This is a genomic window from Arthrobacter sp. STN4 (assembly GCF_024539665.1).
In the GTDB taxonomy this organism is placed as follows: Bacteria; Actinomycetota; Actinomycetes; order Actinomycetales; family Micrococcaceae; genus Specibacter.
Map to the genome: position 1 here is coordinate 251,507 of NZ_JAKZGX010000001.1, position 20,421 is coordinate 271,927.

The 20,421-nt window shown below is 69.2% G+C and carries 20 protein-coding genes, 1 tRNA gene and 1 other RNA gene; 9 read left to right on the top strand and 13 right to left on the bottom strand.

Features of this window, described 5'->3' with window-relative positions:
• Nucleotides 1–36: 36 nt before the first annotated feature.
• A complete protein-coding gene (locus MMF96_RS01270) occupies nt 37–924 on the bottom strand; it encodes a 3-methyladenine DNA glycosylase (protein WP_256882274.1) in 888 nt (295 codons plus the stop codon).
• A gap of 3 nt (nt 925–927) precedes the next feature.
• Nucleotides 928–1,386, bottom strand: coding sequence for a MarR family transcriptional regulator (locus MMF96_RS01275; RefSeq protein ID WP_256882275.1), 459 nt, complete (start codon nt 1,384–1,386; stop codon nt 928–930).
• Between the two features lie 100 nt (nt 1,387–1,486).
• Between MMF96_RS01275 and MMF96_RS01280 the strand changes: the two genes are divergently transcribed.
• Together MMF96_RS01280 and MMF96_RS01285 are read left to right on the top strand one after the other, a co-directional pair.
• Nucleotides 1,487–1,711, top strand: a complete 225-nt coding sequence (locus MMF96_RS01280) for a hypothetical protein (RefSeq protein ID WP_176615375.1) — start codon at nt 1,487–1,489, stop codon at nt 1,709–1,711.
• A 118-nt stretch (nt 1,712–1,829) separates the two neighbouring features.
• The gene (locus tag MMF96_RS01285; RefSeq protein ID WP_306295615.1) at nt 1,830–2,051 is read left to right on the top strand and encodes a hypothetical protein; all 222 of its coding nucleotides are present in this window, start codon (nt 1,830–1,832) and stop codon (nt 2,049–2,051) included.
• 84 nt (nt 2,052–2,135) lie between these two features.
• Here MMF96_RS01285 and MMF96_RS01290 read toward each other — a convergent pair whose 3' ends face one another.
• Complete coding sequence (locus MMF96_RS01290; RefSeq protein ID WP_176615279.1) at nt 2,136–3,422, bottom strand: aspartate kinase; 1,287 nt, start codon at nt 3,420–3,422, stop codon at nt 2,136–2,138.
• Between the two features lie 283 nt (nt 3,423–3,705).
• Nucleotides 3,706–5,601: a dihydroxy-acid dehydratase gene (gene ilvD, locus MMF96_RS01295; RefSeq protein ID WP_176615278.1), complete on the bottom strand. Its 1,896-nt coding sequence runs from the start codon at nt 5,599–5,601 to the stop codon at nt 3,706–3,708.
• Between the two features lie 77 nt (nt 5,602–5,678).
• On the opposite strand from ilvD, the gene MMF96_RS01300 reads away from it, so the two are divergent.
• Nucleotides 5,679–6,506: a helix-turn-helix transcriptional regulator gene (locus tag MMF96_RS01300; protein WP_256882276.1), complete on the top strand. Its 828-nt coding sequence runs from the start codon at nt 5,679–5,681 to the stop codon at nt 6,504–6,506.
• A gap of 6 nt (nt 6,507–6,512) precedes the next feature.
• Here MMF96_RS01300 and recR read toward each other — a convergent pair whose 3' ends face one another.
• The 3 genes from recR to ffs all read right to left on the bottom strand — a co-directional run bounded on the left by recR (nt 6,513) and on the right by ffs (nt 10,823).
• The gene (gene recR, locus MMF96_RS01305; protein WP_176615276.1) at nt 6,513–7,112 is read right to left on the bottom strand and encodes a recombination mediator RecR; all 600 of its coding nucleotides are present in this window, start codon (nt 7,110–7,112) and stop codon (nt 6,513–6,515) included.
• Nucleotides 7,113–7,163: 51 nt separating this feature from the next.
• Nucleotides 7,164–10,643 (bottom strand): DNA polymerase III subunit gamma and tau, encoded by a 3,480-nt coding sequence (locus MMF96_RS01310; RefSeq protein WP_256882277.1) that lies wholly within the window; start codon nt 10,641–10,643, stop codon nt 7,164–7,166.
• 84 nt (nt 10,644–10,727) lie between these two features.
• An RNA gene (ffs, locus tag MMF96_RS01315) (signal recognition particle sRNA small type) lies at nt 10,728–10,823 on the bottom strand.
• Between the two features lie 189 nt (nt 10,824–11,012).
• Between ffs and MMF96_RS01320 the strand changes: the two genes are divergently transcribed.
• From MMF96_RS01320 to MMF96_RS01335, 4 genes are all read left to right on the top strand, one after another.
• The gene (locus MMF96_RS01320) at nt 11,013–11,225 is read left to right on the top strand and encodes a hypothetical protein (RefSeq protein ID WP_256882278.1); all 213 of its coding nucleotides are present in this window, start codon (nt 11,013–11,015) and stop codon (nt 11,223–11,225) included.
• 396 nt (nt 11,226–11,621) lie between these two features.
• Nucleotides 11,622–11,706: transfer RNA gene (locus MMF96_RS01325), tRNA-Ser, on the top strand.
• 167 nt (nt 11,707–11,873) lie between these two features.
• The gene (locus tag MMF96_RS01330; protein ID WP_176615273.1) at nt 11,874–12,962 is read left to right on the top strand and encodes an alanine racemase; all 1,089 of its coding nucleotides are present in this window, start codon (nt 11,874–11,876) and stop codon (nt 12,960–12,962) included.
• 24 nt (nt 12,963–12,986) lie between these two features.
• Complete coding sequence (locus tag MMF96_RS01335) at nt 12,987–13,469, top strand: glutathione peroxidase (protein ID WP_256882279.1); 483 nt, start codon at nt 12,987–12,989, stop codon at nt 13,467–13,469.
• On the opposite strand, the gene MMF96_RS01340 is transcribed toward MMF96_RS01335, so the two are convergent.
• The gene (locus tag MMF96_RS01340) at nt 13,466–14,353 is read right to left on the bottom strand and encodes a hypothetical protein (RefSeq protein ID WP_176615271.1); all 888 of its coding nucleotides are present in this window, start codon (nt 14,351–14,353) and stop codon (nt 13,466–13,468) included. The two genes, MMF96_RS01335 and MMF96_RS01340, sit on opposite strands and share 4 nt — an antisense overlap.
• Nucleotides 14,354–14,474: 121 nt before the next feature.
• On the opposite strand from MMF96_RS01340, the gene MMF96_RS01345 reads away from it, so the two are divergent.
• The gene (locus tag MMF96_RS01345) at nt 14,475–14,774 is read left to right on the top strand and encodes a type II toxin-antitoxin system VapB family antitoxin (RefSeq protein ID WP_176615270.1); all 300 of its coding nucleotides are present in this window, start codon (nt 14,475–14,477) and stop codon (nt 14,772–14,774) included.
• Entirely contained in the window at nt 14,767–15,549 is a 783-nt protein-coding gene (locus tag MMF96_RS01350; protein WP_256882280.1) for a LytR C-terminal domain-containing protein, read from the top strand. Before MMF96_RS01345 ends, MMF96_RS01350 begins: the two co-directional genes overlap by 8 nt.
• Before the next feature lie 13 nt (nt 15,550–15,562).
• On the opposite strand, the gene MMF96_RS01355 is transcribed toward MMF96_RS01350, so the two are convergent.
• The 5 genes from MMF96_RS01355 to kynU all read right to left on the bottom strand — a co-directional run bounded on the left by MMF96_RS01355 (nt 15,563) and on the right by kynU (nt 20,285).
• A complete protein-coding gene (locus MMF96_RS01355; RefSeq protein ID WP_176615268.1) occupies nt 15,563–16,189 on the bottom strand; it encodes a TetR/AcrR family transcriptional regulator in 627 nt (208 codons plus the stop codon).
• 57 nt (nt 16,190–16,246) lie between these two features.
• A complete protein-coding gene (locus MMF96_RS01360) occupies nt 16,247–17,509 on the bottom strand; it encodes a HipA domain-containing protein (RefSeq protein WP_256882281.1) in 1,263 nt (420 codons plus the stop codon).
• Entirely contained in the window at nt 17,506–17,712 is a 207-nt protein-coding gene (locus MMF96_RS01365; RefSeq protein WP_176615266.1) for a helix-turn-helix domain-containing protein, read from the bottom strand. The genes MMF96_RS01360 and MMF96_RS01365 overlap by 4 nt, the downstream gene beginning before the upstream one ends.
• Before the next feature lie 163 nt (nt 17,713–17,875).
• Entirely contained in the window at nt 17,876–18,844 is a 969-nt protein-coding gene (locus MMF96_RS01370; RefSeq protein WP_256882282.1) for a hypothetical protein, read from the bottom strand.
• A gap of 163 nt (nt 18,845–19,007) precedes the next feature.
• Nucleotides 19,008–20,285: a kynureninase gene (gene kynU, locus MMF96_RS01375; protein WP_176615264.1), complete on the bottom strand. Its 1,278-nt coding sequence runs from the start codon at nt 20,283–20,285 to the stop codon at nt 19,008–19,010.
• Nucleotides 20,286–20,421 lie beyond the last annotated feature (136 nt).

The following is a 20,421-nucleotide window of genomic DNA, read 5'->3' on the forward strand; positions in this document are numbered from 1 at the left end:
TTGCGGGAAAGCGCCCCGATTGCAACCGAGCGTTTGTCAGGGGGCTGCGTCGAGGCGGTCCAGGGCCTCGCTGAGCCGGGCCCGCAGCACTTCCGCCTCGGCGCTGAACGCGCGTTGCCGAGCCACGTAGTCCGCCTTGCCGGCCGCCGTCTCGATGGGAATGGGCGGATAGCCCCACTCGGCGAGGTCGTACGGGGAGGCCTGCATGTCCATGGCCCGGATCCGCCACGACAGCTCAAAGCAGTCCATGACCAGTTCGCTGGGCAGCGCGGGTGAGAGCTTGTACGCCCACTTGTAAAGGTCCATGTTGGCGTGCAGGCAGCCGGGCTGTTCCAGGTCCCGCTGGTTCTCCCGCGTGGGCCGCAGCTCGTTGAGCCCTGCGGCCTGCGGCGTGTAAAAACGGTAGGCGTCGAAGTGCGTGCAGCGGATCCTGCTTTCCTCCACCACGGCGTCCGTGCCGGCCGGCCCGAGCCGCAGGTCCAGGTACTCGTGCCGGACCTGGTTCGCTTCCTGCCTGTACACCATGGCCCATTCATGCAGCCCGAAGCAGCCGAACTGCGCGGGCCGGGCGGCCGTGCGGCCCAGGATGACCCGGGCAAAGTCCACGGCCTTCCTGCGCTGTGCCAGAAACTGCCCGGCGTCAAGCCCGACGCCGGCACCCGGGTGGGGGCGGTAGAACCTCCAGTCCAGGCGCTCGGCGGCCCCCTGGCCGCGGAGAACCACGCCGGCGCCGGGGTGCCAGCGGCGCAGCTGGCCGGGCTTTTGCGTGTAGTAGGTGAAGAGGAAATCCTCCACGGGGTGCTTCCGGCCGGCGGAACGGCGCGCCAGATAGGGAACGGCGTAGCGGTCCACACGCTCGTGGTGGGCGGCCTCCCTAGCCTGCCACGTGTCCCGGTCAAGGAGCTCCGGCGCGGGTGGGGTCATGGTCTAATTATCCGCCATGGCGTCGACGCGGGTGGCGGCCTCGATCAGTGCCATCATGCTGTGGTGCAGGGCCATGGCGGACTCCCGGTCCAGGCCCAGGCGCGCCATCATGGTCCCGGGCACGGACAATGCCTTCCCGCGCAGGGCGGCACCGGCCGGGGTCAGGTCCACGGCCAGGGCGCGGTGGTCCTCGGCCGAGCGGTGCCGGCTCACATAGCCCAGAGCCTCGAGCCGCTTCAGGAGGGGCGACAGCGTGGCCGGCTCCAGCAGCAGGGCGGCGCCGATGTCCTTGACCTGGCGCGGGGCCTGCTCCCAGAGCGCCAGCATGACCAGGTACTGCGGGTGGGTCAGCGACAGTTTGGCGAGCACCGGCTTGTAGGCTGCAATGACGCTGCGTGAGGCGACGCTGAGGCCAAAGCAGAGTTGGCGTTCAAGCAGCAGGTCGTTTTCCTGGGCGGACACGGAAGTCTCCTTGAATGGGTGGGCGGAAATTACTTAGTGCACTAAGTAAAAGGGTACTATGGATGCCATCGCCGCCTCCACAGTGAAGGATTACCCCACCATGGCAGACAACTCCCGGGTCCAACGGTTCATGCGCTTCACCGGCCGCCTGCGCCTCATCTTCGGCCCGGCCCACAGCAGCCCCCTGGACCATGAAATGACAGCTGAAAACAAGGAACTGCTGGCCCGCCAGCAGGAAGCAACGGCGCAGTGGACCACCGTCACGCGCGCCGACGGGACAAGCTACCTGGTGCCCAAGGACCCGGGCGACCGTTCCCTGCGATAGCCGGGGCCGCGGCATTTTCGGCCCTCAATTAGGGCATATTTTTATTATCTTTTTGGGTCCGGGTCGTTTAGGATTATGGGATAGCTATCACACGCGTCCAGCCGGAGAGGGGGTGTTGATGATGGCTCGCGACGAGAAGTTCGTCATCAAATTCATGCACGCCACGGAAAAGTTCCAGAAGGTCTTTGGCCCCGCCGACCAAGGTGACTCGGACGCCCCCGTGGTGCACCGCCATGATGCCTTTGAGGAAGCAAGCGAACAACAGCTTGCCCACTTTGAACAGCGGACCGGATCCGACGGGCAGCACTACGCCGTTGAAAAGGACGAAGAAACCGCCTGACGGGGCGGGATGAAATGCACCAGGGGTGCCGGCCGCCACCATGCGGCCGGCCCCCCCGGTGTGCTGCCCGTCCCGGGCGTCAGCCTAGCGGCCGGTGCCGCCGTAGACGGTGGCCTCGTCCTCGCCGTCGAGCCCGAAGGCCTGGTGGACGGCGCGCACGGCCGTGTCCAGCAGGTCCGCGCGCGTCACCACGGAGATGCGGATCTCGGAGGTGGAGATCAAGTCGATGTTCACCCCGGCGTCGGACAGCGCCTTGAAGAAGCTGTAGGACACGCCCGGGTTGGAGCGCATGCCGGCGCCGATCAGGGAGAGCTTGCCGATCTTGTCGTCGTAGATCAGGTCCTCAAAGCCGACGTCGGACTGCCGGCCGCGCAGGGCCGCCAGCGCTTCCTCGCCCTCCACCATGGGCAGGGTGAAGGAGATGTCCGTCTTGCCCGAGCCCTGCGTGGAGATGTTCTGCACGATCATGTCGATGTTGGTGCGCGCGCCGGCAATGATGCCGAAGATCATGGCTGCCTTGCCGGGAATGTCCGGCACGCCTACCACGGTGACCTTGGCTTCGGACCGGTCGTGCGCCACGCCGGAGATGATGGGCTGCTCCAAGGCAACTCCTTCTGTGAACTTGATTTTGTCGTCGGGGCTGGGCAGCACCCAGGTTCCTTCATGGTCGCTAAAGGACGACCGCACATGGATGGGCAGGCCAAAGCGGCGGGCGTATTCCACGCAGCGCAGGTGCAGGATCTTGGCGCCGGAGGCCGCCATTTCCAGCATTTCCTCACTGGAGATCTTGCTGATCTTCTGTGCCGTGGAGACAACCCGCGGATCGGCCGTGTACACGCCGTCCACGTCGGTGTAAATTTCGCAGACGTCCGCATTCAGGGCTGCGGCCAGGGCAACGGCGGTGGTGTCGGAGCCGCCGCGGCCCATCGTGGTGATCTCGTGGGTGGTGCGGCTCATGCCCTGGAAGCCGGCGACAATGGCCACCTTGCCCTTGTCCAGGGCGGTGCGCACGCGGTGCGGGTCCACGTCGATGATCCGGGCCTTGCCGTGGATCCCGTCGGTGATCATGCCGGCCTGACTGCCCGTGAAGGACTGGGCCACCCCGCCCTGGGCGCTGATGCCCATGGCCAGCAGCGCCATGGAAATACGCTCGCCGGCGGTCATGAGCATGTCCAGTTCGCGCGCCGGCGGGTGTTCGGCCACTTCCCCGGCGAGGTCCAGCAGTTCGTCGGTGGTGTCGCCCATGGCGGACACCACCACCACCACCTCGTGGCCGTCGTTCTGGGTCGCCACCACGCGGCGGGCAACACGGAGGATGCCCGCGGCATCGGACACGGACGATCCACCGTACTTTTGGACGATCAAGCTCATGGGTGCACACTCATCTATTTACGGGAATTCATTCGCTGCCGTTCGCCCCCGAACAGCGCCACGCGCGCGGCCTGTGCGGCAAAGGTGGCGCGTTGGGCAGTTGCACCCAGTTTAGACCCAGCGCGCTGCTGATCTGGAATTGGGGCGTCCACATGACGGACACCGGACCGCGGCCACGCATCGAAAAATGCGCCCGCCTCCCGAAAATGCGCCCTGTGGACGGGGCGCATTCGTGGGGGACGGGCGCATTTTTGCACCCTGCCCGGAAGTCCGGCCGGGGTGGCTAGCCGACGGCGGCCGCGGTCTGCGGGGCCTTCATTAGCACCGTGTTCTCCGGTACCTGGCGCACTGCACCCTTGTCCGCGCTCGTGGCCATTGACGCGTAGGCGCGCAGCGCGGCGGACACGACGCGCTGGCGGTTGGCGGGCCGGTACCCCGTGGTCGCCTCGAGCCGTTCGCGGCGGGCATCCAGCACGGACTGCTCCACTACCAGCTCCAGGGAGCGGTTGGGGATGTCGATGCGGATCAGGTCTCCGTCCTCGACCAGGGCGATGGTGCCACCGGCGGCCGCCTCGGGGGAGATGTGGCCGATCGACAGGCCCGACGTGCCGCCCGAGAAGCGGCCGTCGGTAATGAGGGCGCAGGCCTTGCCGAGCCTGCGGCCCTTCAGGAACGAGGTCGGGTAGAGCATTTCCTGCATGCCCGGTCCGCCCTTGGGGCCCTCATAGCGGATGACGACGACGTCGCCCTCCTTGACGGTCTTGTCCAGGATCTTCGTCACGGCGTCTTCCTGTGATTCGCAGACCACGGCCGGGCCCTCAAAGGTCCAGATCGATTCGTCGACGCCGGCCGTCTTGACCACCGCGCCGTCCATGGCCACGTTGCCGCGCAGCACCGCGAGCCCGCCGTCCTTCGAGTAGGCGTGGGCCACGTCGTGGATGCAGCCGCCGGCCGCGTCGGTGTCCAGCGAGGTCCACTCGTTCGACTGCGAGAATGCCGTCGAGGACCGCACGCCCCCGGGGGCCGCATTCCACAGCGCCCGGGCTTCCCCGGTGGCCTTGCCGCCGCGGATGTCCCAGTCGTCCAACCAGGCGCTCAGGCTGCCGGCGTGCACGGAATGGACGTCCTGGTGCAGCAGCCCGCCGCGGTTCAGCTCGCCCAGCAGCGCGGGGATGCCGCCGGCGCGGTGCACGTCCTCCATGTAGTAGGTCTTGTTGCCGGCCACGTTCGGGGCCACCTTGGCCAGGCAGGGCACCTGGCGGGAGCGGGCGTCCATGTCGGCCAGGTCGTAGTCCACCCCGGCTTCCTGTGCCGCGGCGAGCAGGTGCAGGATCGTGTTGGTGGAGCCGCCCATGGCGATGTCCAGCGCCATGGCGTTGTCGAACGCCGCCGGGGTGGCGATGTTGCGCGGCAGGACGGAGTCGTCGTCGTCCTCGTAGTAGCGGCGGGCCAGTTCGACGGCGGTTGCCCCGGCGCGCTCGTACAGCGCCTTCCGGGCGGTGTGGGTGGCCAGCACGGAGCCGTTGCCGGGCAGCGACAGGCCGATGGCTTCCGTCAGGCAGTTCATCGAGTTGGCCGTGAACATGCCCGAACAGGAACCGCAGGTGGGGCAGGCATTCTCCTCGATGAGGTTGATGTCGGCGTCGGAGATGGCCTCGTCCACGGCGTCGGAGATCGCGTTCACCAGGTCCAGGGAGCGGACGGAGCCGTCGGTCAGGGTGACGCGGCCGGCCTCCATGGGGCCACCGGAGACAAACACGACGGGGATGTTCAGGCGCATGGCGGCCATGAGCATGCCGGGGGTGATCTTGTCACAGTTGGAGATGCACACGAGCGCGTCGGCGCAGTGGGCGTTGACCATGTACTCGACCGAGTCGGCGATCAGGTCGCGGGAGGGCAGCGAGTAGAGCATGCCGCCGTGGCCCATGGCGATGCCGTCATCCACGGCGATCGTGTTGAATTCGCGGGCGATGGCGCCGGCTGCGTGGATGGCGTCGGAGACGATCCGGCCCACGGGGGCAAGGTGCGTGTGTCCGGGGACAAACTCGGTGAAGGAGTTGGCGACGGCGATGATCGGCTTGCCGATGTCCGACTTGGCGACGCCGGAGGCCATCATGAGGGCGCGGGCGCCGGCCATGTTGCGGCCGTGGGTGACTGTGCGTGAGCGTAAAGGAGGCATGGTGACAGTCAACCAGCATTCCCGCCCGCGCAGAAGACGGCGCCAATACTAGTAGTGGCGGTGCTAGATTAGGAGCAATGAATGAAGAACGACGCCGGGAGCTGGGCCAGTTTCTCCGCGGCCGCCGCGCCGGGCTGCTTCGGGCGGACCTCGGCCTGCCTCCCATTGGGCGGAGCCGGACGATGGGACTGCGCCGCGAGGAGGTGGCCGCCTTCGCCGCCGTCAGCGTCACCTGGTACACGTGGCTTGAACAGGGGCGCGACATCAACGCCTCGCGCCAGGTGCTCGCATCAGTGGGCCGGGTGTTGCGGCTGAGCGTGGCCGAACTGGACTACGTGCTGGCGCTGGGCGGACACGCACCCGTGCACGCGTCCGGGTCCCGGGCCATTGATGACATCCCGCCCCATTTGCAGGCCCTGTTGGATGCCCTGGATTTTCCGGCGTTCGCGGTCGCCCCGGATTGGGGAATTGCCGGCTGGAACGCCGCGTACGCGCTGTTGTACTCACGGATCGTCCAGGTGGACCCCTCCGAACGGAACCTGCTGTGGCTCGTTTTTACCGACCCGCAGCTGCGACAGATGTTGCCGGACTGGGAGGTGACATCACGGCATTTCGTGACCGAGTTCCGGGCCGAGGCCGGCTCCCGCATCGGTTCGCCGGAGCACACGGCACTCGTGGACAGGCTCTCCGCGGCCAGCCCGGAGTTCGCCGGCATTTGGGGCGGGCGCGGAGTCCAGGGGTTCGCCTCGCGGCAGCGCGTGTTCCTGCACCCGGCCGTGGGCAGTCTGGTGTTTGAACAGCACCGGCTGGTGCCCTCCGACGCGCCGGAGCTGCACTTTGTGCTGTACGTGCCCACGCCCGGGACGCCGACGAAGGAGCGGCTGGCCGGGCTTGCAGGCCGATAGGGCCGACTACGTCAGGGCGTTCCGGCGGCCTTCAAAGGCGCGGCCCAGGGTGACCTCGTCGGCGTACTCCAAATCGCCGCCGACGGGCAGGCCCGAGGCCAGCCGGGTCACGGTGATGCCAATGGTCTTGAGCATGCGCGAGAGGTAGGTGGCCGTCGCCTCGCCCTCCAGGTTGGGGTCGGTGGCGATGATGATCTCCTCGATCTTGCTGTCGTTGAGCCGGGTGAGCAGTTCGCGGATGCGCAGCTGGTCCGGGCCGATCCCGGCAATCGGGTTGATGGAGCCGCCGAGCACGTGGTACCGGCCCCGGAACGCGCGCGTGCGTTCCACGGCCAGCACGTCCTTGGATTCCTCCACGACGCAGATGACGGTGGGGTCACGCCGCTCGTCCCGGCAGATGTTGCAGGTTTCCTGCTCGGTGACGTTGCCGCAGATCGTGCAGAACTTGACCCGTTCCTTCACCGTAATGATGGACCGCACCAGCCGCTGCATGTCCTCGGTGTCCGCCTCCAGGATGTGGAAGGCCAGCCGCTGGGCAGACTTCGGGCCGATTCCGGGCAGGCGCCCCAGTTCGTCGATGAGCTCCTGGACTGCTCCCTCGTACACTTTTACTCAATTCTCCTGGATCCAAAACGGGTGGGTGGAAGTGCCGGCCGGTCAGTAGCTGCTGCCGTGGAGGGGGCGTTCCTCCACCAGCTGCCCGCCAAGGATACGCTCCACGGCGGCCTGGCCGGCCACGCCCGATTCCTCGATGGTGACGTCGTCCTCGCTCGGCACGTCCTCAACATACGGGGCGTCCGCCGGCCGTGCCTGGACGCGGCTCCGTCCGGCCTGGGCCTCGGCGCTGTTGGAGAGGCGCTGGTACATGCTCAGCTTTTCGCCGGCTGCCGGGGCCTGCCGTGCCTCGGACGCCGGCGTTCCCCCCGACACGTCCTGCCCGCCGTCGCGCGTTGGCGCCGCGGGTGCACCGCCGTTTCGAGGGGCGGCTGCGGGCGTGCCCGGTCGTGGGGCGGCCGCGGGTGCGCCGGGTGGTGCCTGTGTGGTGCCCGCCGGGGCGGCATCAGTGCTGCCAAGGTCCCAGCTGCCGGCCCCCGGCTGGGCGGAATTCGCACCGGGGGCGGCAGTACCGGCGGGGGACGGTGCGGGCGTGGCCCAGTCGGGCGCCTCGGCAGGGGCGCCCCAGCCGGGATCGGCCACGGTGTTTCGCGACGGGCCGCCCAGGGAGACGCCCCAGTCCTGGGGGGCGTCCTGCTGGTTGTTCCGGCCGGCGGACTGCCCTGCATGGGCTGCCAGCAGCTGGCTGCGCCGGGGCACCGCAGGTTCTTCCGGCGCTGATGCGGGTGCCTCCGACGGTTGGTCGGAGGGCATGTCCCAGCCCGTGGTCCATGCGGAAATGGGGGAAACCTTGGGCCGGTAGCGTTCCGGTGCAGCTGCCGGGGCAGGCCCGGTTGCGCTGTTTGCGCTGCCTGCCTGGGCGGCGACGGCCGCGGCGGACGGTTGCTGTTCCCTGGCCGGCTCAGAGGAAGGTGCCGGGGCGGGGAGGGCTTGCCCCGGTGCGGCCGGCGGTTGTTGCGCCCGGGCCGGATGCGGTCCGCCAGGCGGTGGCGCCGATTCCCGGAACTGCGGCGGAACGGGTTCCGACCAGTCGTCGAACGGGGGCTCGTCGTCCCACGACGGCTCCTCGGGGATGGGCCCGTCCCACTCCGACACGCGAACACCGGGGCGGGCCCCGCCTGCCGGCTGCCCATTCCGGGTCTCCGGTGCGGAGGGGGCGGGCGCCGGCGCAGCGGGCGCCGGCGCTGCCGCTGGAGCTGGGTGCGGCGTGGGTGCGGCTTCCGCGGCGGGAGAGGCGGCAGAGGGTGCAACGGCCTGGGCACGGGCCGGCTGAGGCGCCAGGTCCGGCTGCCGGGCAGGGACGGGCGCCGTGGGGCGCTGATGTGCGGCAGGGGACGGGCTGGTGCCGCCGGCCGACGGGCCGGCGGGGGCAGGCATGGCCGGTGCAGCGCCGTAAGGCGGCGTGTTGCCGGCTGCGGCCGTGGCGGCCGCAGCGTGAGGGGCTGCCGCGGTGGCAGGGGCCTGGCCCAGGGGAGGGCGGCCGGCGCTGCCGGGGGGCCCCGGGTCAGCCGGTTCTTTTGGGTTTGGCTCAGCGCTCGATCCCGGGTTCGGGGCGTCGCCCGTGATGGGATCGAGCCGGCAGCTGATGCCCAGGGTGGTGTGGATGGCCTGGCGGAGGTTCTCGGCGTGGCCGCTGTTGCCGAATGTCTGGATCAGTGCCGTGGTGGGCAGGGCCACCCGCAGGGTTTCGCCATCAAAGGCACGGGGCACCACATTTTGGTTCACCATGGCCCACGACGCCTTGCGGATGTTGCTGAGGTTGGCCAGGATTTCCGGCCACGCGCGCCGAATGACTTCGATGCCGGTGCCGCCGGAGGCCGGACCCGGGCCCGGACCTGTGGGTGCGGAGGCCTGCTGCACGGGCGGTGCTGCCGGTTCACCGACTGCCGTTTCCTGCGTGGCGGCCGCTGGCGCCGATGCCTGCTGCCGCGGAGTCGCGCGGTGCCCTGCGTCCGCCTGCCGGGAGGAGGGGGCAGTCGTGTGCCATGGCCCGGCGTCGGGCTGTGGAGCTTGCGGCTCTGGAGCGGGCGCAACATCGAGGTCGCCCCAGGTGGGCTGCCGGTGGGGTGCCGGATCCGGGCGGTCCTGCCGTTCCTCGGGCGCGCCGGAAGGACCGGCCGGTACCCCCGACGGTCCTTCCCCAGCCGGCACCGGGGCATGCTGCACCCTTTCCGGATGGCGGCTGGCAACCTGCGCGCCGGCGTCGGCCTTGGCCTTGGCGAGCTGGGCGCGCACGGCAGCCAGCCCGCCGCCCGGGGCGACGGGGGGAGCGTCCATGGGGGTCGGCATCGTACTGGGGGCAGTGGCGGCGGGCTGCAGGCCCGGCCCGGAGTCCGCGCCGGCCGGGGCCCCGCCATAGTTGAGGCGCCGTTCCATCGCATCCAGCCGGGCCGCCATGCCGCGGGCGGAGGCGTCGGCGCCGGGCAGCAGCAGGCGTGCGCCGAGCAGTTCCAGGTGCAGCCGGGGCGAGGTGGCGCCCGTCATCTCGTTAAAGGCGCTGTTGGTGACGTCGGCGGCGCGCGAAAGTTCGGAGGCGCCGAGCTGCGCGGCCTGCGTCTGCATGCGGGCGATCAGCTCGTCGGGGGTGCCACGCAAAATGGCGTGCGCACTTTCGGGCATGGCCTGGACAATGATGAGGTCGCGGAAGCGCTCCAGCAGGTCCTCCACAAAGCGGCGGGGGTCATGCCCGGTCTGGATGACGCGGTCCACGGACTTGAACACGGTGGCGGCGTCGGCGGCGGCGAGGGCCTCCACGACGTCGTCCAGCAGGGAAGCATGCGTATAGCCGAGCAGGTCGACGGCAAGCTCATAGTCCAGGCCCGCCGCCCCGGCACCGGCCATGAGCTGGTCCAGCACCGAGAGCGAATCGCGCACCGAACCGCCGCCCGCGCGGATCACCAACGACAGGACCCCGGGGGCCACCGGCACACCCTCTTGTTCGCACAACCGTGCCAGATACGCCATGAGGGGCTCCGGCGGGACGAGCCGGAACGGGTAGTGGTGTGTGCGCGAGCGGATGGTGCCGATGACCTTGTCCGGCTCCGTGGTGGCGAAGATGAACTTGATGTGCTCCGGCGGCTCCTCAACGATCTTCAGCAGGGCGTTGAAGCCGGCCGAGGTCACCATGTGGGCCTCGTCAATGATGAAGATCTTGTAGCGGTCGCGGATCGGGGCGAAGGTGGCGCGTTCGCGCAGGTCCCTGGCGTCGTCGACACCGCCGTGGCTGGCCGCGTCAATCTCGATGACGTCCAGGGAACCGGCACCGCCGCGCGCCAGTTCGATGCAGCTGTCGCACTCGCCGCACGGGTGGGAGGTGGGGCCCTGCGCACAGTTCAGGCAGCGGGCCAGGATGCGGGCGGACGTGGTCTTTCCGCAGCCGCGGGGGCCGGAAAACAGGTAGGCGTGGTTGACCCGGTTCTTTTCCAGGGCGGCCATGAGCGGGGCGGTCACATGCTCCTGGCCGATCACGTCCGCAAAGGAATCGGGACGGTACCGGCGGTAAAGGGCTGTTGGTGCGCTCACAGATAAAACCCTATCCAATCTGCCTGACAAACCGCCCGTCGCCCCGGCGGAATCGGGCGAGGTTGGGGATAAGTCCAGGGAAAAAATAAAGACCCCCCATGCACCCGCCAGAGCCCGCTTACCCTTGCTACCTTCCGGTCCTGGGGGAGTTCACAGGGTGACGCCACATGAGGGGCCGGGAATCAGCTTACCCGACGGACGCGGGACGGGCGAATCCGTGCCGGGGCAGGGACCGGCGCCCGTGCCATACCAATTTTCAGGGCGGGGTGGTACGTTCGCGAGAGGGACGCTCCTTCTTTAACAGCTGCGAAAAAGGTCCCGGGCCGACCTGCCCCTGCCGCCCGAGGCCATGAGGAGATGACGGTCAAAATGATCTACGGAATTTTTCAATGGATATTCATGGCGCTCGCCTTTATCTGCGGCATATCCGCCATGTTGCGCGTCGAGGCCTTCTCGACGCAAAGCACCCAGAAGGTGCGCCACCACGGCGACCAGCAGGCGCTGCTGTGGATCCTGACCTTCCTCTTTGCCATTGCCGCTTTTGTTGCCGCCGCCCTGGCAGTCCGGCACGGCCTGCGGTAGTGGGACACGACGCCGGTCAAGGCACCCTGGCGGGCCGCCCGGCCGCGGCTGCGGGCCTTTCCGGGTTCGTCCGCGGCCGCGCCAAACCGCCCATGTTTCAACTCGCGAAATATTTGCCGCAATATGTCACAGCTGCGTGACAATGTTGTAAAGTTGCGAATGCACGCCACCCGCGGAGGGAGCACCGCGGCGGAGTGCAGGGACAGGCGCCACGGCGCCAGTCCCCAGCAAGAGGGTCTGCCTTCCGATGGACCGCATGGGAAATGGGGGTAGTGGAGCTTGAACGGGGCCCCACTACCCCTCTTTCTTGCCCTCCGCCCGCACCGGCAGGCCCCGATTCGTGACTTCGGCACTTCGTCAGGTACTCTTGAACCTGCCGTGTTCGCCACGGCAGCTGGAGGATTCGCCTAGCGGCCTATGGCGCACGCCTGGAACGCGTGTTGGGTTAACGCCCTCGGGGGTTCAAATCCCCCATCCTCCGCACAGAATGAAAAGTGGTCCCGCACCGTGCCCCAGGCATGGAGCGGGACCACTTTTTTGCTTTTCCATGGCCGTGACGTCGCCGCCTTAAACAGCGTCCGCACCCGCGGTGGATCATTTCTTCCGCCCTGGAACCGGCCGCACCGGCGCGGATGGCATCATGGTGCCATGGACCAGACGAACTTTGCCGCCCCCGAATTTCCCTCCACGCCGTTCCTGTGCGTCGATGCGGAGGTCATGGACCGCAACCTCGCGGCCATGGCCGGGCGGGCCGCGGCGGCCGGCCTGTCCCTCAGGCCGCATGCCAAGACCCACAAGGTGCCCGAAATTGCCCGGCGCCAGCTGGAGCTGGGCGCCGTCGGGCTCACCGTCGCCACGCTGGGCGAGGCCGAGGTGTTCGCCGCTGCCGGCTGCACGGACCTGTTCCTGGCCTACCCCTTGTGGGTCACCCCGGCACGGGCGGCGCGCATCAAGTCGCTGGCCGCCCGTGCCGCCCTGCGGATCGGCGTCGACTCCGTGGAAGCTGCCCGCGAGCTGGGGCAGGCCGTCGCCGGCTGCGGCGTGCAGGTGGTGGTGGAAGTGGACAGCGGCCACCACCGCAGCGGCTGCCGCCCGGACGACGCCGGCACCGTGGCGCAGGCGGCCCTGGACCACGGGCTCGCCGTGGCGGGCGTCTTCACCTTCCCCGGCCACGGCTATGGGCCGGGGAAACGCGGGCCGGCAGCCGGCCAGGAGGCGGCGGCACTCGCCACGGCGGCGGCCTCCCTGGTGGCCGCCGGCATCCCGGCAGGCACCGTCAGTGGCGGGTCAACCCCCACCGCTGCGGACGCGGACGCCGGCGTGCTCACGGAACTGCGCCCCGGCGTGTACGCCTTCAACGACGCCCAACAGGTGGAACTGGGCAGCTGCGGATGGGACGACGTGGCCCTGACCGCCGTCGCAACCGTGGTCAGCAGCACCGGGCGCAGCGTGATCCTCGACGCCGGCAGCAAGGTCCTCGGGGCCGACCAGCCAGCCTGGGCCACCGGCGGCGGGCGGATCCTCGGGATGCCCGGCGCCCGGATCACGGCCCTCTCCGAGCACCATGCCACCGTCGCCATTCCCGACGGCGTCCCGATGCCCCGCCGCGGGGACATCCTGCAGGCCGTGCCCAACCACGTGTGCGCCGCGGTCAACCTCGCCGACGAGCTGGTGGTGGTCCGGGACGGCGCGCCGGCGGGGACGTGGGCCGTGGCTGCGCGCGGGCGCAACAACTGAACCGCCGGGCCATAGAATCAAAACGTGACTACAGAAACCTTGCAGACCATTCCCCTGACCCTCAACGACGGCACCGCCAGCAGCCTCGCCGCCCTGGGCGGCACGGCCGTCCTGGTGGTCAACGTCGCCTCGCAGTGCGGATTCACCCCGCAGTACGACGCCCTCGAAGCGCTTCATGAAAAGTACCAGGACCGCGGGCTGGTCATCCTGGGCGTGCCCTGCAACCAGTTTGGCGGACAGGAACCGGGCACCGACGGCGAGATTGCCGAATTTTGCCGCAAGAACTTCGGTGTGACCTTCCCGCTGGCCGCCAAGGCGGACGTCAACGGCCCGGATGCCCACCCGCTTTTTGCCGCCCTCACGGATGGCGGTGCCGAGCCCGTCAGGTGGAACTTTGAGAAGTTCCTGCTCAACCACGACGGCGCGCTCGTGGCCCGCTTTGCCTCCGCGGTTGCGCCCGACTCACCCGAGCTGGTGGCCGCGGTGGAGGCAGCGCTCGCCCGCTAGGCCGTGACGGCGTCGAGCCAGGCCTTGAGGAAGGCGGCGCCGGCGTCGTCGTGGATGAAGTTCCGGTCCAGGCCCAGGTCCACCGAGGTGAGGATGGGGTAGGGCTTGGCGGGAACGCCGTCGGCCGGGCGCACGTCCACGTGCTTGACCTCGTGGTCCTGGTGGTGCAGCCAGTCGGCCATGGCGTAGTCGGTCCTCGAGTCCCCCATGGTCCGCCACGCCTCGGGGACGATGCCCTGCCCGGCCAGCAGTTCCACGGCCCGGCTGGCGCCGAGGTCCTTGCCGAGCCGGACCGATTCGATGTCGGTGGAGATGATGGTCGGGTCCACGCGGTAGTCCACGCGCCCGGAGGAGGCCGGGGCGCGGTGGTCCAGGCGGACGGCGCCGAGGTCGTGGCGGGCCAGCAGCTCCAGGGCGTCGGCGTCGAAACGGTCCTGCTGGGCCAGGTAGCCGGCGCTGTCCACCGTGACCTGCTGCTCCACGGACACCATGGCCCGCTTGGTTTCGTCGAAGAACATGAACTCGGCATACTTTGTGGCCACGAGCGTGCGGACATCGTCTGCGAAGGCTGCCGGCATGGCCAGCTCTCGGTCCAGATGGACGGTGCCGGGGCCGTTGGCCGTGAAACTGAACCAGGTGGCGCCCTTTTCACAAATGGCGTGCACCACGGAACGGGCGGGCATGCCGGCCTCGATCATGGGGCCCATGACCTGCTCGGCGATGAAGGCGTCCGAACGCCCGGTGTTGAACACCACCGGGATGCCCTCGCGGACCAGGGCGATCAGGCTCGCGATGATTTCGGCGGACACGGTGCGGGTCACGGGGCTGGCAATGGGGCCGTCCACGTCCAGCAAAAGGGCCAGCGGCGGGGTTTCTCTCGTCATGGAACCATGATTGCAGCCTTCGCCCCCGGGGGCCGAACCTGACTGTAACCATTTGGCAACACACCCGCGGCTCGGACCGGGTGAAGTTCCCATGGGGAGCCCCACTCCATAGTCTGGTGTGGTGATCTTCAAAGCAGTTGGCGACAAACGCCCCTATCCCGACCACGGCCATGTAACGCCCAAGGACTGGGCGTCGGTGCCCCCGCGGCAGGTGCGGCTGGCGGATCTGGTGACCACCAAGGCACAGCTGGACCTGGAGGCGCTGCTGGCGGAGGACTCAACGTTTTTTGGCGACCTTTTCCCGCATGTGGTGCAGTGGCGCGGCACCCTCTACCTGGAGGACGGGCTGCACCGGGCCGTGCGCACCGCGCTGCACCAGCGCACCATCCTGCACGCCCGGGTGCTGGTGATCGATGACTGACGGTGCCCCGGACGACGACGTCCAGCTCACCGCACGCCAGGCGCGCCGGGCCGCGCGGGAAGCGAAGCGCCAGGCCAAGGATGCAGCGTATGAGGAACGCCTGGCCCGCAAACGGTCCAAGGACGTGCAGTTTTGGCACGGCCACCACGTCATTGACGCTGCAGGGCTCGCGGAGGCCTTTCCCGAGCCGGAGACGGCCGAATACTCCGCCCGGACCGTCCGGCGGCGCATAACCCACGGCGTGACCCTGGTGCTGCTGCTCGCCCTGGTGGTGGCCGGCGTGGTGGTGGCGGGGATGATCCAGCGCGGCGAGCTGGTGCTCCACTTCGGCACGCCCAGGCCGGTGGCCACGGCCGACAGCTGCCCGGCCGGGCCCTTTGACTACCCGGCGAACAAAACCGTCACCGTCAACGTGTACAACGGCGGAAGCGAGGAAGGCCTGGCCGGCCAGGTTGCGGCTGAGCTGAAGAAACGCGGCTACAAGGTCAAGGCGGTTGCCAACGGCAGCACCCCGTACGACGCGCCCGTGGTGGTGGTCTCCGGCGCTGCCGGGCGGGCCGCCGCCTTCAACCTCCAGCGCAATGTCAAGGGTGCCGAGTACGTGCAGGACAGCCGCAAGGACGCCACCGTCGACTTCATTGTGACCAGCAGCTATGACGGCCTGATCGATGCCAGGAAGGTGGACCAGACCCCGGGGCCGCTCTCCTGCCCGCGGCTGGGCCCCACGCCTGCGGCGCCCACCGCCAAGCCGGCAACGCCCGCCGCGAAAGGCTGACGCCGCCGGGCTGCTACGCGATGGTGGCGGGGCGCCCGTCGTCGTCAAACACGGCGCCGACCCCGGCCTGGATGAACCGGATGGCCGCGGCCGCACGGTCCTCGTCCGGGGTGTCGGGATTGCGCCGGGAGGCACTGGCCGTCAGGGAGCCGTGGATCAGCTGCACCAGCCCGTCGACGTCCGCTTCGGGCAGGAAGTGCTGGTCCATGCCCTCGCGCAGGATGTCCGCAAGCAGCTGGTTCAGTTCGCCCACGTGGACGGCCAGCTTGGCAAACGACTCCCCGGACAGCACCGAACGCATGGCGGGCCCCGGCGGCAGGTGGCGGCGGCTGAGGTCCTCCATCTGGGAACGGACATACAGTGCAAGCTTGTCCACCGGGTTGCCGAGGCTGTCCAGGTCGGCCTTCAGCTCCGTGACAAAGCGGCCGGTTTCATCCAGCGCGTACGCCACCAGGAGCTGTTCAAGGTCGGCATAGTAGTTGTATACGGCGGTGCGGCCGACGCCGGCGGTGCGGGCGACATCCGTCATGGTGAGACCGGGCAGCCCGTGGCTGAACAGCAGCTCGCCAAAGGCGTCGAGGATCTTGCGCTGCGTCTGCTCGCGCTGCGCCGCGTTGGTGGGGGCGGCTATTCGTGGCATGCCCCTATTTTACCGTCATTCCGTCAGTAAAAAAACTGGTCGGGCGTGTGGATTGTGTTACGGCCGCATGGCCGCGCGGCGGATGCCCAGGACGCGGACGACGGCGGCGCTGACGTCCGGCCCAAACGGCAGCTCCGCCGCGGTCAGCGCGGACGCGGCCAGGGCCTTGTCAATGCTTTTGGCCGCGAGCCGCTCGGGCAGGTGCAGGGTGCGGGCAAAGCGCAGCCAGTCGTTGCGTCCCAGCCCGGTCCGGCTGCCGGCGCTGCCTCCCACCGGAAGCGCCATGCCGGGGTCGCGGGAGGGGTCGCCGTCGGTCAGCTCGGTGAGGATGCCGCCGGGCACGCCGGCGGCGAAGCCCTGTTCAATCTCCGCGGCCAGCGTGCACTGCAGGTCATAGGCGGGAGCCACAAACCATTCCCCGTCCGGGTGCCGGACCACCGAAATGTTCTTGGCGTGCAGGTTGCCGTTGCCGGTCAGCCAGCCGAACAGGAACTGCAGGAACACGTTGCGGGCGGCGAGCACGTGGGCCGAACACATGGCCGCCACGGCAGCCGCCACCGCCTCGGCCGGGACGCTGTACTTGCGAGAGGGCGGCAGGCCCAGCAGCTGCGCGCCGTCCTCGGTGGCGAGGGGCCCGGCCGGGGACCGGTCAAAACGGGAGACGAGCAGGGCGGCCTGGCGCTCGGCGTCGTACACCAGGCGGGATGCGGCCACCGGGATGGACAGCGCCTTCGCCTTGTTGAGCATCAGGTATTCGGTTTCGACCTGGCGGGCGTGGCTGCCGTCGTTGAACTTGAGGATGTAGGCCCGGGAGGTGTCCTTGTCGTGGACGTAGGAGGCTGTGGCCTTGTCCTGCAGGCCGGGCAGCGCGGACGGGTCCACGGGGCCGGGGATGGCGGCATAGCTGGAAAAGTGCACGGTGTCCATCGTCTTGGTGACGGCCAGCAGCGGCGGCACGTCCTCGAGGGGGGCGCCAGCGGGCAGGATCCGCACGTCGCCCACGGGATTCTGGCCGGCCGCCAGCAGGAGCGAGAATTCGTCGGTGATGGTGGTCTTCACGGCCCACCGCAGTTTCGCCAGGCGCTCGCCTTCCGGCAGCAGCCCGGCAAAAAACGCCGGCACGCTGCCGTGGGCCAGCGTCACCGGCATGTCCAGCAGTGGCAGGGTGGAGGCGATGGCCGGGCCGCCGGAGTTCAGGTAGGCGGGCAGGTAGGAGAAAACAACGCCGGCACGCGCGTGGCGGACCAGGGTCGCGGCGGGGCGCCCCTGCTTGTAGACCACCGCGTGGTGGATCTTCTTGGCGTCCTCGGGGTTCTTCACGGGGCCTGCACCTCAAGCGTCACGGCCAGGCCCAGGGCGTTGGCCACGGCGGAAAGGATGTCCAGCCGCACGGTTTCCCGGCCGTTTTCCAGGTCGCTGAGCACGCGCGTGGAAATGTCGGCGAGGTCCGCCGTCTCAATCTGGGTCAGCGCCAGTTCGCGGCGCCGGGCACGCAGGGCGGCGCCAAGCTGTGCTGCATCCATGCCGTGCGGCTCCTTTCGCAGATATTGCCTCCATCCTAGAACGCCGGTGGCAGAATTCTGCACGATCCTGCAGGCCGGGCCGCGCTTTCGCCGAGGAAGGGGACAAGCCGCGAGAACGGTGTTGGCTGACGCCTTTCTCGCGGCCTGTCCCCGATCTCGGCACTTAGGCTGCGGCGGCGGGTTGCATCGAGCCGAGCGCGGCGAGGATCCGCCGCCGGACGTCCGCCGGCCGTGACAGGTCCCGCCACTCCAGTCGGACGAACCGCCAGCCCGCCTCCATGAGCCTCTTCTCCCGCTTCCGCTCCTCCAGCTGGACCTCCCGGGTGGGTCCGAAGTCGAAATACTTGACATCGCCGTCAAACTCCACGATGACTTTTTGTTCCCGCCAGGCAAAGTCCGGCCGGTACAGGTGCCCGTCAACGCGCAGTTCCAGTTGCAGTTCCGGCTGCGGGATGTCCATTGCCGCAATGATCAGGCGGGTCCGGCTCTCCCCGGGCGACTCGCTCCGCCGGTCGAGTGCCCGCAGGACCTTTGCGGCCCGGCGCACGCCGCGGCGCCCGGTGCCTGCCGCAAGCATGGCCCACATGGCCTCGAGCCGGGCGCCGCGCCGCAGTGCGTGGTCGCCGATGACGACGGCTTCGGCGATCCTGCCCATGCGGGCGCAATCGACAACAGTGCGTTCAAGCGTGGTGGCCACCACCTCCATGCCGTTGCGCAGGCGGATGGTACAGGTGTCTCCGGCCGGCAGCTCGTCGTGGTGCGGGACGACGTCCCTCGCGGTGCCCGTTCCCGAGGCGGCGGAGAATGCCGTCACATGCACCTTGGGCCCGCAATTCCAGATGAACAGGCCGTGCAGGCGGGCCGCGCTGAAGTAGGAATACCGCGGCCTGCCGCGTGCGGTCAGAATGTGCGCATACAGCCGCAGCTTGTCCCGGTCCCAGGGCTTTTGTTCGTGCCACAGGGCTGCCTGCACGTAGGCGCCCCGGCGCAGGCGGTACACGCAGCCATGTTTCAACGCGGCGGCGAGCACCCGGTCGCCGACGCCGGCGGCGGCAAGCTGGGCCGTGGTTGCCACCGGCGCGCCCGCCGGCCACGCGCGCCCGATCCGCTCCAGCAGTTTCTCGTCTCCCATGGGCAGAGTCTTCCGCGGGCCCGTCACGGCTTCAAGGCCGGGATCGGCAATTGTGGATAACGGGCCGTCCCTACCGCTTTCGCCGAGGAAGGGGACAAGCCGCGAGAACGGTGTTGGTTGACGCCTTTCTCGCGGCTTGTCCCCGATCTCGGCGGGACCGCCGCTACGTGACAGCCAGCCGCTCCCGGAACTGCGGCGCGTCCCAGAGCCGGTTGTCGAGGATGTCGAACAGTGCCTCCACGGCGTCCCAGATGTCGGCCCGGCCCAGATACAGCGGGGTGATGCCGAAGCGGAGCACGTGGGGTTCGCGGTAGTCGCCAATGACGCCGCGGGCAATGAGGGCCTGCATGACGGCATAGCCCTCGGGATGGGCGTAGCTGACGTGGCTGCCGCGGAGTCCCGGGTCCCGCGGCGTGACCAGCTCCAGCGGATGGTCCCCGCGCCGGGCGTCCACCAGGGCGATGAACAGCTCCGCCAGCGCCAGGGACTTCTCCCGCACCGCGCCGATGTCCGCCGCGAGGCTGATGTCCAGCCCGCATTCCACCAGCGCCATCGACACCACCGGCTGTGTCCCGCACAGGAACCGGCCGATCCCCGACACCGGCTCGTAGGCATCCTCCATGGCGAACGGCCGCGCGTGCCCCCACCAGCCGGAGAGGGGCTGCCAGAACCGGTCCTGGTGGCGGGCGTTGACCCAGATGAACGCGGGTGAGCCGGGCCCGCCGTTGAGGTACTTGTACGTGCAGCCCACCGCGAAGTCCGCCCCGGCGCCACGCAGGTCCACCGGCACGGCACCGGCCGCGTGGGCGAGGTCCCAGACCACCAGGGCGCCGGCGTCGTGCACCAGGGAGGTGGTGGACGCCATGTCCCACATGGCCCCCGTGCGGTAGTTGACATGGGAAAGGGCGACGACGGCCACGTCGGCTCCCAGCGCGTCCTCCAGCGGCAGGTCCGCATCGATGAGGCGCACCGAATGTCCCTGGTCCAGGAAGTCCGCGATTCCCTCGGCCATGTAGATGTCCGTGGGGAAGTTGTCACGTTCGGTCACGATCACCTTCCGGGCGGGGTCCGCAGCCTGTTGGATGCGCAGCGCCGCGGCCAGCGACTTGAACAGGTTCAGTGAAGTGGTGTCCGTGACCACCACCTCACCGGGGCCGGCGCCGACCAGCGCAGCCAGCTTGTCGCCGAGCCGGCCCGGCAGCCCGAACCAGCCGGCGGTGTTCCAGCTGCGGATCAGACCCGTGCCCCACTCCTGCTCGAGCACGCGGGCGGCCACGTCCAGGGAGGCCTTCGGCCGGGCCCCGAGCGAGTTGCCGTCCAGGTAGATGACGCCGCCCGGCAGCAGGAAGTCGTCGCGGAAGCGGCGCAGCGGGTCGGCGGCGTCGGCGGCCAGGCAGGCCTCCCGGGTGGTGGGCGGTGCGGGCTGCTGTGCTGCGTCCATGGGCGTCCTTGCCGTGGGTGGCCGGGGGCGGCCGGGGGCGGGTGGACCGCAAGGGTGGCGGCCAATTCCCAATGTATGTCCGCTCCCGGGGCCGGTCAACAAAACCTGCCCGGGTGGTGTCGCGGCAGTGACTACT